The organism is Streptomyces sp. NPDC005393 (assembly GCF_040606675.1).
Taxonomy (GTDB): domain Bacteria; phylum Actinomycetota; class Actinomycetes; order Streptomycetales; family Streptomycetaceae; genus Streptomyces.
Genome location: NZ_JBEXFG010000013.1, coordinates 98347 through 113333 on the forward strand (window position 1 = coordinate 98347; position 14987 = coordinate 113333).

14 protein-coding genes and 2 pseudogenes are annotated in these 14987 nt (G+C 70.9%); 14 read left to right on the forward strand and 2 right to left on the reverse strand.

Annotated elements, in window-relative coordinates; all coding sequences use genetic code 11:
* The first annotated feature begins 137 nt into the window (after positions 1 to 137).
* From ABZS71_RS14385 to ABZS71_RS14410, 6 genes are all read left to right on the forward strand, one after another.
* Positions 138 to 1367, forward strand: coding sequence for a sensor domain-containing protein (locus ABZS71_RS14385; protein WP_356209946.1), 1230 nt, complete (start codon positions 138 to 140; stop codon positions 1365 to 1367).
* 125 nt (positions 1368 to 1492) lie between these two features.
* Positions 1493 to 2842, forward strand: coding sequence for a sensor domain-containing protein (locus ABZS71_RS14390; protein ID WP_356209948.1), 1350 nt, complete (start codon positions 1493 to 1495; stop codon positions 2840 to 2842).
* 153 nt (positions 2843 to 2995) lie between these two features.
* Positions 2996 to 3655: a response regulator transcription factor gene (locus ABZS71_RS14395; RefSeq protein WP_355843675.1), complete on the forward strand. Its 660-nt coding sequence runs from the start codon at positions 2996 to 2998 to the stop codon at positions 3653 to 3655.
* Between the two features lie 224 nt (positions 3656 to 3879).
* Positions 3880 to 5829 carry a 2-oxoacid:acceptor oxidoreductase subunit alpha gene (locus ABZS71_RS14400; protein ID WP_356209950.1) on the forward strand — a complete coding sequence of 650 codons (1950 nt, stop codon included), beginning with the start codon at positions 3880 to 3882 and terminating at the stop codon, positions 5827 to 5829.
* The gene (locus ABZS71_RS14405; protein ID WP_356209952.1) at positions 5822 to 6901 is read left to right on the forward strand and encodes a 2-oxoacid:ferredoxin oxidoreductase subunit beta; all 1080 of its coding nucleotides are present in this window, start codon (positions 5822 to 5824) and stop codon (positions 6899 to 6901) included. Before ABZS71_RS14400 ends, ABZS71_RS14405 begins: the two co-directional genes overlap by 8 nt.
* Positions 6902 to 7002: 101 nt before the next feature.
* Positions 7003 to 8982, forward strand: a complete 1980-nt coding sequence (locus tag ABZS71_RS14410) for an APC family permease (RefSeq protein ID WP_356209954.1) — start codon at positions 7003 to 7005, stop codon at positions 8980 to 8982.
* Between the two features lie 18 nt (positions 8983 to 9000).
* On the opposite strand, the gene ABZS71_RS14415 is transcribed toward ABZS71_RS14410, so the two are convergent.
* Positions 9001 to 9354 (reverse strand): TraM recognition domain-containing protein, encoded by a 354-nt coding sequence (locus ABZS71_RS14415; protein ID WP_356209957.1) that lies wholly within the window; start codon positions 9352 to 9354, stop codon positions 9001 to 9003.
* A gap of 22 nt (positions 9355 to 9376) precedes the next feature.
* Here ABZS71_RS14415 and ABZS71_RS14420 point away from each other — a divergent pair, with 22 nt between their 5' ends.
* From ABZS71_RS14420 to ABZS71_RS14440, 5 genes are all read left to right on the forward strand, one after another.
* Positions 9377 to 9745 carry a hypothetical protein gene (locus tag ABZS71_RS14420; RefSeq protein ID WP_356209959.1) on the forward strand — a complete coding sequence of 123 codons (369 nt, stop codon included), beginning with the start codon at positions 9377 to 9379 and terminating at the stop codon, positions 9743 to 9745.
* 33 nt (positions 9746 to 9778) lie between these two features.
* Positions 9779 to 10381, forward strand: a complete 603-nt coding sequence (locus ABZS71_RS14425; protein ID WP_356210003.1) for a hypothetical protein — start codon at positions 9779 to 9781, stop codon at positions 10379 to 10381.
* Between the two features lie 128 nt (positions 10382 to 10509).
* On the forward strand, positions 10510 to 11154 hold the full coding sequence (locus ABZS71_RS14430; protein WP_356209961.1) for a hypothetical protein: 645 nt from the start codon (positions 10510 to 10512) through the stop codon (positions 11152 to 11154).
* Between the two features lie 32 nt (positions 11155 to 11186).
* Positions 11187 to 12026, forward strand: coding sequence for a hypothetical protein (locus ABZS71_RS14435; RefSeq protein ID WP_356209964.1), 840 nt, complete (start codon positions 11187 to 11189; stop codon positions 12024 to 12026).
* 35 nt (positions 12027 to 12061) lie between these two features.
* Positions 12062 to 12319: a hypothetical protein gene (locus ABZS71_RS14440; RefSeq protein WP_356209966.1), complete on the forward strand. Its 258-nt coding sequence runs from the start codon at positions 12062 to 12064 to the stop codon at positions 12317 to 12319.
* 68 nt (positions 12320 to 12387) lie between these two features.
* Here the strand turns inward: ABZS71_RS14440 and ABZS71_RS14445 are convergent.
* Positions 12388 to 12575 (reverse strand): annotated as a pseudogene (locus ABZS71_RS14445) (winged helix-turn-helix transcriptional regulator); the annotation flags it as partial.
* On the opposite strand from ABZS71_RS14445, the pseudogene ABZS71_RS14450 reads away from it, so the two are divergent.
* The 3 genes and pseudogenes from ABZS71_RS14450 to ABZS71_RS14460 form a co-directional block, all read left to right on the forward strand.
* A pseudogene (locus ABZS71_RS14450) lies at positions 12570 to 12674 on the forward strand (KR domain-containing protein); the annotation flags it as partial. The pseudogenes ABZS71_RS14445 and ABZS71_RS14450 sit on opposite strands and share 6 nt — an antisense overlap.
* 139 nt (positions 12675 to 12813) lie before the next feature.
* Positions 12814 to 13833 carry an EamA family transporter RarD gene (rarD, locus tag ABZS71_RS14455; protein ID WP_356209967.1) on the forward strand — a complete coding sequence of 340 codons (1020 nt, stop codon included), beginning with the start codon at positions 12814 to 12816 and terminating at the stop codon, positions 13831 to 13833.
* 131 nt (positions 13834 to 13964) lie between these two features.
* Positions 13965 to 14978 carry a M28 family metallopeptidase gene (locus ABZS71_RS14460; protein WP_356209969.1) on the forward strand — a complete coding sequence of 338 codons (1014 nt, stop codon included), beginning with the start codon at positions 13965 to 13967 and terminating at the stop codon, positions 14976 to 14978.
* The last annotated feature ends 9 nt before the right edge of the window (positions 14979 to 14987 follow it).

The window sequence follows — 14987 nt, forward strand, 5'->3', positions numbered from 1 at the left end:
GATCCGTACGGACGGAGTCTAGGCCCTGCCGGTGCCGGGCCGGGCGGCCCGTCCAGCATGCGGTGGGGATAGCCCTACCACCGACCGGCGATGTACCCCATGGCGCGGCCCTCCCGGGCCGGGCAGTCTTGGCTGCTATGACCTCCCGTTCCCCCGGTGCCGACCGCGATGGCGACGGCGCCGAGCGGCTGCCGCGCCCGCCCGCCTTCGCCTTTCCCGCGCAGACCTGGAGGGAGATCGCCCATCTCCTCGCCAATCTACCCCTGGGTATCGTCGGCTTCGTCTACGCCCTGACCTGGCTCTTTGTGGGCATCGGAATGTCGATCACGGTGGTGGGGCTGCCACTGCTCGCCCTCGGTCTGCTGGGCAGCCGGCTGTTCGGCCGGTTCGAGCGGGGCCGGGCGAGGGCGCTGCTGTCCGTACGGATCGATGAGCCGAGCCCCATGCCGCGCCACCGGGGCGGCGGCTTCCTCGGCTGGCTGTGGACGAGCCTGCGGGACCCGGTCGGCTGGCGCTCCTCGCTCTACGCCGTGATCCGGCTGCCCTGGGGCATCTTCACCTTCGTCGTCACCTTGGTCGCGCTGTTCGTCGGCTGGCCGGTGCTGCCGTGGATCGCCCGCGCCCTGACCAATGCGGACCGGGCGCTGGTGCGCGGGCTGCTGTCCCCCTCCGATGAGCTGGAGCGGCGGATCGTGGAGCTGGAGTCGGACCGGGGCACGGTGGTCGACACCGCCGCCGCCGATCTGCGCCGCATCGAGCGTGATCTGCACGACGGGGCGCAGGCGCGGTTGGTGGCCCTGGCCATGGGGCTCGGTCTGGCGAAGGAGAAGCTGGAGGAGGACCCGGAGGCGGCGGCCAGGATGGTCGACGAGGCGCACGGCGAAGTGAAGCTGGCCCTGCGGGAGCTGCGCGACCTGGCCCGCGGCATCCACCCGGCCGTGCTGACGGACCGGGGGCTCGGTGCCGCGCTGTCGTCGGTCGCCGCGCGCTGCACCGTACCGGTCACGGTCTCGGTCGAGCTGGCCGACCGGCCCGCGCCCGCCATCGAGGGCATCGCCTACTTCACCGTCTCGGAGCTGCTGCAGAACATCAGCAAGCACAGCGGCGCCCGGTCGGCGCAGGTCGAGCTGTGGCGGTCGGAGAGCAGGCTGCTGATCCAGGTGCGGGACGACGGGCGCGGCGGTGCGACCACGGCCGGGGGCAGCGGGCTCGCGGGCCTGACGGAGCGGCTCGGCTCGGTCGACGGGAGGTTCGTGGTGGACTCGCCGCCCGGCGGGCCGACGACCGTGACCGCCGAGCTGCCCTGGCGCGACCGCACCGGACCGGCGGCGGGCTCGGCGGTATCCCCCGGCATATGCCGAGGGTAGGGCTATCCCCCCGGTGAAGAGGCCCACCTGCCCGATGGCCCGGCCCGCCGCGCTCCGGGAGGCTGAGGTACGGAAACGACGCGACTCGACGCGACCCACCCGGTTCCCGGAGAACGGACGACACGATGGCCACCGCATACGGACCGTACGGGCCCAAGACCGAGCCCCGCGGCCACGTGGTGTCCGCGGCGCTGAGAGCGCCGTTCGAGGCCCGCGTCTGGTGCGAGCTCCTCTATCTCGTGATCAGCCTGCCGATGGCCGTCGTCACCTTCACCTACACGGTCACGATGATCTCGCTCGGCGCCGGGCTTCTGATCACTTTCCTCGGCATCCCGGTGCTCGGCGTGGCCCTCGCGGGCTGCCGGGCGCTCGGCGTCGTCGAGCGGGCCCGCGCCCGTGCGCTGCTCGGCCTCCGGGTGGCCGAGCCCGAGCCGGTGCTGCGCCCGAAGGGCCGCCGGGAGGGCGAGCGCGGCGGCCCGGTGGCATGGGTGGGCGCGCTGCTCAAGAGCGGCACGTCCTGGCGCCATGTGCTGTACGCGCTGCTCCATCTGCCGTGGGCGATCTTCGGATTCGTCTTCTCGGTGATGTTCACCGTCTACGGCTGGGGCCTGGTGACGTATCCGCTGTGGCAGTGGGTCTTCCCCACCTATACCGACCAACCGGGTCTGCAGCTCTACGGCGACGGCGACACCAAGTCCGGCTTCTATCTCGACACCCCCTTCGAGATGGCCGCTGCCTTCGGCCTCGGCGTGCTGATCGTGCTGCTGACCCCGTGGGTGATGCGGGCGCTGACCGCGGTCGACCGGCTGATGGTGGCCTCGCTGCTCGGCCCGTCCCGGCTCGCGACCCGGGTCTGGGAGCTGGAGACGGACCGGGGCACGGTCGTCGACACCGCCGCCGCCGATCTGCGCCGCATCGAGCGCGATCTGCACGACGGGGCGCAGGCCCGCCTCGTCGCCCTCGCCATGGATCTTGGCCTCGCGAAGGAGAAGCTGGAGGAGGACCCGGAGGCGGCGGCCAGGATGGTCGACGAGGCACACGGCGAGGTGAAGCTGGCCCTGCGGGAACTGCGCGACCTGGCCCGCGGCATCCATCCGGCGATCCTCACCGACCGTGGCCTCGGCCCCGCGCTGTCCGCCCTGGCGGCCCGGTGCACCGTGCCCGTGACGGTCACGGTGGATCTGCCGGAGCGGCCCGCGGCCGCCATCGAGGGCATCGCCTACTTCACCGTCTCCGAGCTGCTGCAGAACATCAGCAAGCACAGCGGCGCCCGGTCGGCGGAGGTCGATGTGTGGCGCGCCGAGGACCGGGTGATGCTGCAGATCACGGACGACGGCCGGGGCGGGGCCGGTACCTCCGCCGGTTCGGGACTCGCCGGGCTGGCCGAGCGCATCGACGCGGTCGACGGCATCCTCGTCGTCCACTCCCCGGCCGACGGCCCGACCTCGGTGACCGCCGAGCTCCCCTGGCGGTGACGGCGGGAGTCCCGGAGGCGTACGCCCCCGACCGCGCGTGCTCCCCCCTGCGTCCCCCTACCTCGCCGGTTATGCGCCACGCGGGCGTCCGAATCCTGGGATGCTGGTCGCGACGAACCGAGGGAACGGGGGCCGTGCATCGTGGACGACAGAGTGCGGGTGGTCATCGCCGAGGATTCGGTGCTGCTCCGGGAGGGGCTGACCCGGCTGCTGACCGACCGGGGGCATGACGTCGTCGCGGGCGTCGGGGACGCGGAAGCGCTGATCAAGTCGATCCGGGAGCTGGCCGACGAGGGTGCGCTGCCGGATGTGGTGGTGGCCGACGTACGGATGCCCCCGACACACACCGACGAGGGGGTGCGGGCGGCCGTCCGGCTCCGCCGGGACCATCCGGGGCTGGGGGTGCTGGTCCTGTCGCAGTACGTGGAGGAGCAGTACGCGACGGAGCTGCTGGCCGGAAGCAGCCGCGGGGTCGGCTATCTCCTCAAGGACCGGGTCGCCGAGGTGCGCGAGTTCGTTGACGCCGTGGTGCGGGTGGCCCGGGGCGGTACGGCGCTGGACCCGGAGGTCGTCGCCCAGCTGCTGGGCCGCAGCCGTAAGCAGGATGTGCTGGCCGGGCTCACCCCGCGGGAGCGGGAGGTGCTGGGGCTGATGGCCGAGGGCCGGACGAATTCGGCGGTCGCCAAGCAGCTCGTGGTGAGCGACGGCGCGGTCGAGAAGCACGTCAGCAACATCTTTCTGAAGCTCGGCCTGTCGCCGAGTGACGGGGATCACCGTCGGGTGCTCGCGGTCCTCACCTATCTCAACTCCTGACAGCACAGACCAAAGCGGGGCCAAAGGCTGAACGGGGGATCACCGGAATTGACAGCACGGGGGCGGGGTCAAGCCATGCCAAACCATGACATAAAGGTTTCTCGTTACGGCGTCCACCATGTGATCCGGCCAAGGAAGGCGAGCCTTACCGACGTACGATGGTCATGGGACAACCGGTCGGCATCGACTGTCCGGGAGCGCCGCCGCAAGGGAGGTCCGAAGCAGTGACCAGCCAGGTCAGTAGCCCGGCCGAGCAGGCCGAACCAGCCGAGCAGCAGGGCGAGCAGACGCTCGCCGGGGGACAGCGAACAACGGACGGCAAGGAAGTCCGCCGTCTGGACCGTGTGATCATCCGCTTCGCGGGTGACTCGGGTGACGGCATGCAGCTCACGGGTGACCGGTTCACCTCGGAGACGGCGTCGTTCGGCAACGATCTGTCCACCCTGCCGAACTTCCCCGCCGAGATCCGCGCACCCGCCGGCACGCTGCCGGGGGTGTCCAGCTTCCAGCTGCACTTCGCCGATCACGACATCCTCACCCCCGGTGACGCGCCGAATGTGCTGGTGGCGATGAACCCGGCCGCGCTGAAGGCCAATCTCGGCGATGTGCCGCGCGGGGCGGAAATCATCGTCAACACCGATGAGTTCACCAAGCGTCCGATGGCCAAGGTCGGCTATGCCCAAAGCCCCCTGGAAGACGGCTCGCTGGAGGGCTACCACGTCCATCCGGTGCCGCTGACGACGCTGACGATCGAGGCGCTGAAGGACTTCGGCCTGTCCCGGAAGGAGGCCGAGCGCAGCAAGAACATGTTCGCGCTCGGGCTGCTGTCGTGGATGTACCACCGGCCGACCGAGAACACCGAGAAGTTCCTGCGGGCGAAGTTCGCCAGGAAGCCGCAGATCGCCGAGGCGAATGTGGCCGCCTTCCGGGCGGGGTGGAACTTCGGCGAGACGACGGAGGACTTCGCCGTCTCCTACGAGGTGGCGCCGGCCGCCTCCGCGTTCCCGCCCGGCACCTACCGCAATATCTCCGGCAACCTGGCGTTGTCGTACGGGCTGATCGCTGCGGGGCGCCAGGCGGATCTGCCGCTGTTCCTGGGCTCGTACCCGATCACCCCGGCCTCCGACATCCTGCACGAGCTGTCGCGGCACAAGAACTTCGGCGTGCGGACCTTCCAGGCGGAGGACGAGATCGCCGGTATCGGCGCGGCCCTGGGCGCCGCCTTCGGCGGGGCGCTCGCCGTCACCACCACCTCGGGGCCCGGTGTGGCGCTGAAGTCCGAGACGATCGGTCTCGCGGTGTCGCTGGAGCTGCCGCTGCTGGTGATCGACATCCAGCGCGGCGGCCCCTCCACCGGACTGCCGACCAAGACGGAGCAGGCGGATCTGCTCCAGGCGATGTACGGGCGCAACGGCGAGGCCCCGGTGCCGATCGTGGCCCCGAAGACCCCGGCCGACTGCTTCGACGCCGCCTTGGACGCCGCCCGTATCGCGCTGGCCTACCGCACCCCCGTCTTCCTGCTCTCCGACGGCTATCTGGCCAACGGCTCGGAGCCCTGGCGGGTGCCGGAGATCGACGATCTGCCCGATCTGCGGGTGCAGTTCGCGACCGGCCCCAACCACACCACCGAGGACGGCACCGAGGTCTTCTGGCCGTACAAGCGCGACCCAAAGACCCTCGCCCGCCCCTGGGCCGTCCCCGGCACCCCGGGCCTGGAGCACCGCATCGGCGGTATCGAGAAGCAGGACGGCACGGGCAACATCTCCTACGACCCGGCCAACCACGACCATATGGTCCGCACCCGCCAGGCCAAGGTCGACGGCGTCCAGGTCCCCGACATCGAGGTGGACGACCCGACCGGCGACGCCCGCACGCTGGTGCTGGGCTGGGGGTCGACATACGGCCCGATCACGGCCGCCGTCCGCCGCGTCCGTACGGCGGGCGACCGCATCGCCCAGGCCCATCTGCGCCATCTCAACCCCTTCCCCGCCAACCTCGGTGAGGTGCTGGGCCGGTACGAGAAGGTGGTGGTGCCGGAGATGAACCTGGGCCAGCTGGCCACGCTGATCCGCGCCCGCTATCTGGTGGACGCCCGCTCCTTCACCCAGGTCCGCGGGCTTCCGTTCAAGGCCGAGCAGCTTGCCACGGCCCTTAAGGAGGCCATCGATGACTGAGACCCTCACCGGCGGCACACCGGGGCCCGACGTGCTCTCCCTGGTGCCCAAGGCCGACGCCAAGCAGTCCATGAAGGACTTCAAGTCCGACCAGGAAGTGCGCTGGTGCCCCGGGTGCGGTGACTACGCCATCCTCGCCGCCGTCCAGGGCTTCATGCCCGAACTGGGCCTGGCGAAGGAGAACATCGTCTTCGTCTCCGGCATCGGCTGCTCCTCCCGCTTCCCGTACTACATGAACACCTACGGGATGCACTCCATCCACGGCCGCGCCCCGGCCATCGCCACCGGGCTCGCCGCCTCCCGCCGCGATCTGTCGGTCTGGGTCGTCACCGGTGACGGCGACGCGCTGTCGATCGGCGGCAACCACCTCATCCACGCCCTGCGCCGCAACGTCAATCTGAAGATCCTGCTCTTCAACAACCGGATCTACGGGCTGACCAAGGGGCAGTACAGCCCGACGTCCGAGGTCGGCAAGATCACCAAGTCCACCCCGATGGGCTCCCTGGACGCCCCCTTCAACCCGCTGTCGCTGGCCATCGGCGCCGAGGCGGGCTTCGTGGCCCGCACGGTGGACTCCGACCGCAAGCACCTCACCGAGGTGCTGCGGCAGGCCGCTGCCCACCCGGGCACCGCGCTGGTGGAGATCTACCAGAACTGCAATATCTTCAACGACGGCGCCTTCGACGTCCTCAAGGACAAGCAGCGGGCCGAGGAGGCCGTGATCCGCCTGGAGCACGGCAAGCCGATCCGCTTCGGCGCCGACCTCGGCAAGGGCGTGGTGCGCGACCCGGCCACCGGGGACCTCGAGGTCGTCACCGTCACCGCGGACAACGAGCACCAGGTTCTGGTCCACGACGTCCACGCCACCTCCCCCACCACGGCGTTCGCCCTCAGCCGGCTCGCCCATCCCGACACCCTCCACCACACCCCCATCGGCGTCCTGCGCGATGTCACCCGCCCCGTCTACGACACCCAGATGTCCGACCAGCTCGACGCCGCCGTGGAGTTGAAGGGCAAGGGCGATCTCGCCACGCTGCTCGCCGGGAACGACACCTGGACGGTCGTCGGCTGAGCCACCCCGGTCACCGGGCGCGTTCGTACGTACGGGCGCAGGCGGATGCCCGGCCGGAGCGTCTGACAACGCCCCGGCCAGGCACCCGCTCTCATAGGCCCATGGCCGACACCGCCGCCCCGCTCCAGCCGCCGGACCGCCCCGTCTACCGCCTCAAGCGGCGGCTGCTCGGCCCACCGCTCGTCACCGAGCGCATCGGACGCGAGAAGCTGCGCAATCCGGCCGCGCTCGGTGTGCTCGCCTCCGACTGCATCTCGTCCACGGCGTACGGCAGCGAGGAGATACTGCGCGTCCTGGTGCCGGTCATCGGCGTCGCGGCCTTCACCCTCATCCTGCCGGTGACCGGGGCGATTCTGCTCGTGCTGGTGTTGCTCACCCTCTGCTACAGCGACGTGGTGACGATCTACACCCGCGCGGGCGGCTCGTATGTCGTGGCGCGCGAGAACTTCGGGCCCGACATCGCCCAGATCGCCTCCGTCGCGCTGCTGGTCGACTACATCGTCACCGTCGCCGTCCAGGTCTCGGCCGGCACCAACGCGATCATCTCGTTCGCCCATCTGATCGGCGGCCGGTGGACCGGGATCGACCATCTCCAACTGCCGCTCAGCGCCGCCGTGATCCTGATCCTCGCGTACGGCAATCTGCGCGGGCTGCGCGAGGCCGGGCGGGTCTTCGCGGTGCCCGCCTACCTCTTCACGCTCGCCGTGGGTCTGATGCTGGTGGTCGGGGTGGTCCGCGGGCTCACCGGGCGGCTGCCGCACGCCGATGTGCACGCCGCGGGCGCGGTGGACCTCGGCACGCCGGGCAGCGGCTTTCTCTACGGCGCCTCGCTCTTCATCGTGCTGCGCTCGTTCGCCAACGGCGGCTCCTCGCTGACCGGTCTGGAGGCGATCTCCAACAGCGTCTCCGTCTTCCGCGAGCCCCAGGGCGCCAACGCCCGCCGCACGCTGATCACCATGAGCTGCATCCTGGGCACGCTGGTGCTCGGCGTCTCGGCCCTCGCCCACTTCACCCACGCCATCCCCTACCGGGACGGCACCCCGACCGTGATCGCGCAGGAGGCCCATCTGGTCTTCGGCGGCGGGGTGCTGGGCGCGCTGGGGCTGGCGTTCGTCCAGCTGGCGACCGCGCTCATCCTCTACACGGGCGCCAACACCCCGTTCACCGGCTTCCCCTTCCTGGCCAGCTTTGTCGCCGAGGACCGCTTTCTGCCCCGGCAGCTGACCCGGCGTGGCCACCGGCTCGCCTTCTCCAACGGGATCATCGCACTGGCCGTCGTCTCGCTCGCCCTGCTGATCGTCACCGACGCCAATGTGGACCGGCTGGTGGCGCTGTACGCGATCGGCGTGTTCACCGCCTTCACCATGGCCGGGGCCGGGATGACCGCCTACCATCTGCGCCGCCGCGAACCGCGCCGCACCTGGAAGATCGCGGTCAACCTCGCCACCGCGACCGTCTCCGCCGCCGTCGTACTGATCTTCGCCATCACGAAGTTCACCGAGGGCGCCTGGCTGGTCGTGGTGGTCTTCCCGCTCGGGGTCTGGGCGCTGATCCGGATCAACCGCGAGTACCGCGCGGAGGCGGCCGCCCTGGAGGCGGTTCCGCGCCCCGGCGACGACGTACCGCGCTGGCGGCGCCATATCGTCTACGTCCTGGCGGACAGCATCGACCTCGCGACGGTCAAGGCGCTGCGGTACGCGCATGAGCTGCGCCCCGACGAGGTCCGCGCCGTGCACATCATGGTCGACGAGACGCACGCCCGGCGGCTGATGGCGCGCTGGGAGGCGACACGGGGGGTGACCGTGGCGCTGGAGGTCGTGGAGTGCCCCGACCGGCGGCTGCGCCACGCGGTGATGGAGCTGGCGGCCCGTACGACCGAGGACGGCCAGACGGCCCTGACCCTGCTGGTGCCGCGCCGCACCTACGCCTCGCCGCTCGGCAAGCTGCTGCACCGGGGCACGGCCGAGTCGCTGGCGAAGGCGCTGGAGCAGCTGCCGGGCGTGGCGGTGACGATCCTGCCGTTCGCCGTGGCCAAGGCGGTACGGACCATGGAGGCCGGGCAGGGGTCGGAGCCGGACTGAGCCCGCCCCGCCCCCGGCCTACTTCGCCGCGCCCGGGTCGTACGTCGCGAGCGACTCCTGCACGGCCCGGGCGTGCGGCCCCTGCCACCACGGGAAGGTCTCCACGAGCACGGGCTTGGTCCCGGACGCGAGCACCAGGGCGCGGCCGGGCGGCAGGGAGCCGAGGTCGGAGACGTGGAGGACGCGCTCCCGGCGGGTGGACTGGCTGACGGTCCGATTGCCGGACCAGCCGCCGAACTCCGCCTCCCGGCTGGTCTGGTAGTCCGTCACCTCGAACTCGCCCGCGAGCTCGGAGAGGTCGCCCAGGAACTTGGTGTCGGAGACGCCGCCCCCGTAGACCCGCACATTCGCCGCCGACCAGAGCTTCTCCATCCCGCGCTCGCCCCACACCTCGATGCCGCGAGCGGCTGCGGCGAAGAAGAACCCTCAGCTGATACGGATGGCCGTCGAGCGCTGGGAGGCCCAGCTCGCCGGGGCCCATGAGGTGCTGGGCGCCCCCGATTGGCAAGGCGGTTGGCACGCGACGGAGTTCCCACGGCGCCCCGTTCCGGACCATCTCCAGGACAGCGACCGACGCCTGGAGTACAGGAGTCCGCATCGCCTCGCCCTGTGGACGTTCAGCACACCGGGTGCCCCGGCCATTGAGCTGCGAGCGGACCTGGGAGTGGCCACCGCCGCGGACCAGTGGCCGGGCGATGCGAGGATCGTGCTCTGCCACGGCCCGGCCGATCCGGAACCCACCGGGCCCGGCTGGCGGCTGTGAACGGCGACGAAAGGCGGTGGCCCCGTGCCCACCATGAAAATTGAGCGGACCCCTCAGGATCTGGCTGCCGAACTGGCGGGTCTGAGTCATGTGGACTGGCCGGCCATCTGGGCCGGTCCGCCGAACCCCGGCCAGCCGCTGGACGACTGGTGCGCCCTCTTCGGCTGGCGGCCGACGTCCTTCGAGCGAGTCCTGAGCGTACGCACCCCGACCGGCGAGAAGCTCTACCTCTACCCGGTGCGCAGTGGTGGCTGGAGCCCGGTGGGCAACCTCAGCTGGTCGACCTGGCATCTGAGCGCCGACACCCAGGAGGAGAACGAGGCCGTGCTGGAGCGGGGCGCCGAGGTGTGGCCCGCCTACGAGGCGGCGGCGCGCGGTGTGCTCGGTACGCCGGAGTTCTCCGGCGCGTGGGACGATCCGGCGTTCCCCGAGCCTCAGCATGACGAGCACTGGCTGCTGCCCAAGGACATCCGGCTGGAAGACCGCAACCCGTACCGGATGGCGATGTGGCGGGACCCCTCCCCCGAGGGGCCGCTGACGCTGATGGAGCTGTACAGCGGCGGTGTGACCAACCGGGGCATCGGCAAGCGCGGCGTCATGATCAACGTCGACTTCTATCCGCAGGAGATCATGTGAACCCGGAGCTGATACCCGCCGAGATCGACGACCGGGCACTGTGACTGCGGGAAGCCGACAAGCCCGCGGACAGGGTGCGCGCCCGGCAGATCGCCAACCGGCTGCGCGACACGGCCGACCGTGTGGGCATGTCGGTCGAGGATTATGTGACCGAGCGGGCCAGACGGCTGAACGTCAGCTCTCCGCGCCCCGATACGAAGTCGGCGTTCTGGTCCTTCGAGGTCCCTCACCCGGAGCTCCCGGCCGGTGAAGGCCTGTCCAATATGTACATCGCCGAAGCCTGGGCGGAATCCGAGAACGCCAAGGCTCCCGATTCCGCACGGTATCTGGAGGGCACCCGGGGCGGTAGGGCGCTGGGCAACCTCCGGCTGTGGGACAAAAGCGTCCACCAGGCGCTCGATTTCACCCCGGAACACGGTCAAGACGTGGCCCGCACGGCCTGGTCCACCCTCTCCCAGCGGTACGCCGAGGCCTCCACGGGCGAAGTGGCCGTCTTCGCTCCGTCCGCGTACCCCAGCAGCGTCTTGTACAACAACGAGCTGCCTGCCTTGCGCACCAACCCGGACGTGGGCCTGGACAACATCAAGTTCGTCTACGAGCCGCCCCGGGAATGGCCCGAGACGGCCCGGAACGAGCTCGGCGAGGACTCCATGCGCGCCCAGGCACAGTTCGCCTGGGACGACGCGCCCCGGTACCCATCGGCTCGGCCACCGCGAAGAAAAGCCCCGGGAAAAGCGAATTCCGCGGGCACTCAGCGGAGTTGTTGCCCTTGAAGTTTCGACGCGTGAACGGAGAATCGCGGTCCATGGCGGACGAGCCGGAGGAAAGAATCAGCTTCTCCCTCGATGACCCGGCAATGGCCGTGCGAAAGGCCGTGCTGTGGCCGCTGACGCGGACCGCCGCGCAGGCGCTCGCGGGCGTCGAACTGCTCGCCGTCATGCTGACCAACGTGCCGGGCAGCGGTATGACGCCCGAGGCGCTGCAGAGCATCCGGCGGGCACACGGCGTCATCGAGCTGCTCGCCACCGCCGCGGCGGACGAGGGGCCGATCCCGGGTGAGGAGGCGCCCGCCGTCACCCCGCTGGCCGGCTCGGTCTCCGTCGAGCTGGCGATGCGCAACCCGGTGGCGGCGCTGCGACAGGCGTTTCTGGCGCCGCTGCTGCGCACGCTCGTCGACGCGCTGCTGAACATCGAGACGGTCGTCGACATGCTCTCCGCCGTCCCCGGCAGCCGGCCGGACGCCGTGGACCTCAACACGATCCGTTCGGCTCGGCGGGCCCTGGAGGACCAGCTTCCGGCCTACCGGGACGCGGACCCGACCGCCTTCCCCGCGGGCGCGGGCGAGCGGTCACCGGTGGCGCTGGACCACGTCGCCAAGCAATCGCCGCCGAGCATCCGCGCCGCCGTGGAGCTCGCGGTCGCCACGATGGCCGAGCCGTTCACCGGACGCGATGTGATGAACGAGGTCGCGGCCCGGTCGGCGGCCGTGCCCGGACCGTGCCGGGATTCGGGCAAGGCCGTGAGCAACGTCCTCTCCGCCATGGTCAAGTCGGGCCGCCTCACCCGGCTCTCCCGCGGCACCTATATGCGGGCTCAGGGCCCCGCCCCCGCTGCCGCCCCCGGTGAACTCCCCGAGAGCGCATAAGGCGCACCCGGTATGGACAGACAGGCCGATCATGAGTGAGTCCGCACATCACGGCGTCCGCTCCCCACGGCGACGCGCAGGTACGGGTGTTCTCCCCGAACGCCGCGCTGGTCGACGGGGTGCCGATCACCGCACCGCCCTACGGCGACATCCAGGAGGTCGTCATCTCGATCCTCCAGGAACGCGCCCAGCGGCTGGGCGGCCCGACCCCCGCGTTGATCACGGATGACCGCTACGGCGGGGAGATCCGCATCCTCATCCATCCGGACGGCGCGACCGAGCAGCTGTCCTGACCCGACGCCCCACACCCGACACCAACAGGCCCACAGGCCCCAGGCCCAGCAGGTCCGGTTCGTAGCGCCTACGAACCGGACCTGGCCGGGTCGTACGCCTCGCGGGCGGCCAGCACCTCCGGGGCCACCTCCCCGGCTCAGGACGTCAGCGCCCACACCCGGCCGCCGCCTCGCGGCCGAGCTCGGTCAGCGAATAGTCCACATGCGGCGGGATCACGGGGTGCGCCTCGCGGTGGACGAAGCCGTCCCGCTCCAGCGCGGTCTGCCGGCCGCCACCCCCGGCGACCTGTCCCGGCTCACCGGCCGCCCGACCACGCCCATCGCCGACTCCGTCGCGGTCGCCCCGAAGGGCTGACCGACGGCCCGCTCCGGCCGACCGCGCCACGGCCCGCCCTGTCATGACCGTATGGCGATACGGGAATGACAGGCGGGCCCGTCCGGCGCTACCGTCGGACAGGCCCCGTCAGGGCCGTCACGCCGTCGGGGAGGGGCCCATGAGTCCGCAGCAGCAGCAGGATCGCGCCGGTCTCGTCTATGGCTTCGCCGCGTACGGCATATGGGGCCTCGTGCCGATCTTCTGGCCGCTGCTGAAGCCCGCGGGGGCGGTGGAGATCCTCGCCCACCGGATGGTGTGGTCGCTGGTGGCGGTCGCGCTCGTCCTGCTCGTACTGCGGCGCTGGGCCTGGATACGGCCGCTGCTGCGGCAGCCGAAGCGGCTCGCGATGATCGCGCTCGCCGCGACCGTCATCTCGGTCAACTGGGGCCTGTACATCTGGGGCGTCAACAGCGGGCATGTCGTCGAGACCGCGCTCGGGTACTTCATCAATCCGCTGGTCAGCATCGCCTTCGGCGTACTGCTGCTGCGTGAGCGGCTGCGGCCCGCGCAGTGGACGGCGGTCGGCGTCGGGGCGGTGGCGGTGGGCGTGCTGTCCGTCGGCTACGGCAAGCTGCCGTGGATCGCGCTCACGCTCGCCTTCAGCTTCGCCACGTACGGCCTGGCCAAGAAGCGGATCGGACTGGACGGGCTGGAGTCGCTGGCCGCCGAGACCGCCGTGCAGTTCCTGCCCGCGGTCGGCTTTCTGGTCTATCTGGGGGCGCGCGGCGACAGCACCTTCGGCAGCGCGGGGATGGGGCATTCGGCGCTGCTCGCGAGCTGTGGGCTGATCACCGCGATACCGCTGATCTGCTTCGGGGCGTCGGCGGTGCGGCTGCCGCTGTCGACGATCGGGATGCTGCAGTACATCGCGCCCACCTTCCAGTTCGTGCTGGGGCTCGCCGTCTTCCATGAGTCGATGCCACCCGAACGGTGGGCGGGCTTCGCCCTCGTCTGGCTCGCCCTCGCGCTGCTCACCTGGGATGCCCTGCACACCGCGCACCGGGCCCGCCGGGAGCTGACCGACGCCGCCTCGCGGGCGGCGCTGATGTCGGTCAATGTGGACGCACCCGAGGCCGTCCCGGATGCCCTGCCGGATGCCCTGCCGGAGCCGCGCCGAGGGTCGATATCCGGCGGGTGATGTCCGGTTTCCGCCCTTGACGCGGAGTCAGCCACGCCCGGAATATCAGCCCACGCACACAGCCATGGCATGTGCATAACACAGCGTCACGTCGTTCCGTCCTGTCCTCATTCGGAATCGGAGCCCCCCACATGTCGTCACGCGCTCATCGGCACCCCACCTCCCACAGATCCTGGATACGCCGGGCCACCAGCGCCGCGGCCGCCGGTACGGTGATCGCCGCCCTGGTGGCCGCCGCCCCCACCCCGGCCGCCTCGTCCGGAACCGCCCCCGCCCCGGCCCGCTCGTCCGGCACCGCCCTCGCCGCACCGGACATCTCGCTCGCGGGCGTCAAGGCCCACCTGAGCCAACTGCAGTCCATCGCCACCGCCAACAGCGGCAACCGCGCCCATGGCCGCCCCGGTTACAAGGCGTCGCTCGACTACATCAAGGGCAAGCTGGACGCCGCCGGGTTCACCACCACCGTGCAGCAGTTCACCTCCAGCGGCGCCACCGGCTACAACCTCATCGCCGACTGGCCCGGCGGCGACACCAACGACGTCGTCTTCTCCGGCGCCCACCTCGACTCCGTCAGCGGCGGCCCCGGCATCAACGACAACGGCTCGGGGTCCGCCGGGATCCTGGAGACCGCGCTCACCGTCGCCCGCCAGGGGCTGAAGCCCGCGAAGCATCTGCGGTTCGGCTGGTGGGGCGCCGAGGAGCTGGGGATGGTCGGCTCCCGGTACTACGTCAACAACCTGGCGTCCGCCGAGCGGGCGAAGATCGACTCGTATCTCAACTTCGACATGATCGGCTCGCCCAACCCGGGCTACTTCGTCTATGACGACGACGCGCGGATCGAAGGGGTGTTCAAGGACTTCTTCGCCGCCAAGGGCGTCCCCACCGAGATCGAGACGGAGGGCGACGGCCGCTCCGACCACGCGCCGTTCAAGAACGCGGGCGTCCCGGTGGGCGGTCTGTTCAGCGGCGCCGACTACACCAAGACCGCCGCCCAGGCACAGAACTGGGGCGGCTCCTCCGGTCAGGCGTTCGACCGCTGCTACCACCGCTCGTGCGACACCTCGGGCAATCTCAACGACACCGCGCTGGACCGCAACAGCGATGCCATCGGCTACGCCGTCTGGACCCTGAGCGCGGCCGGCTGATCCCGCGCA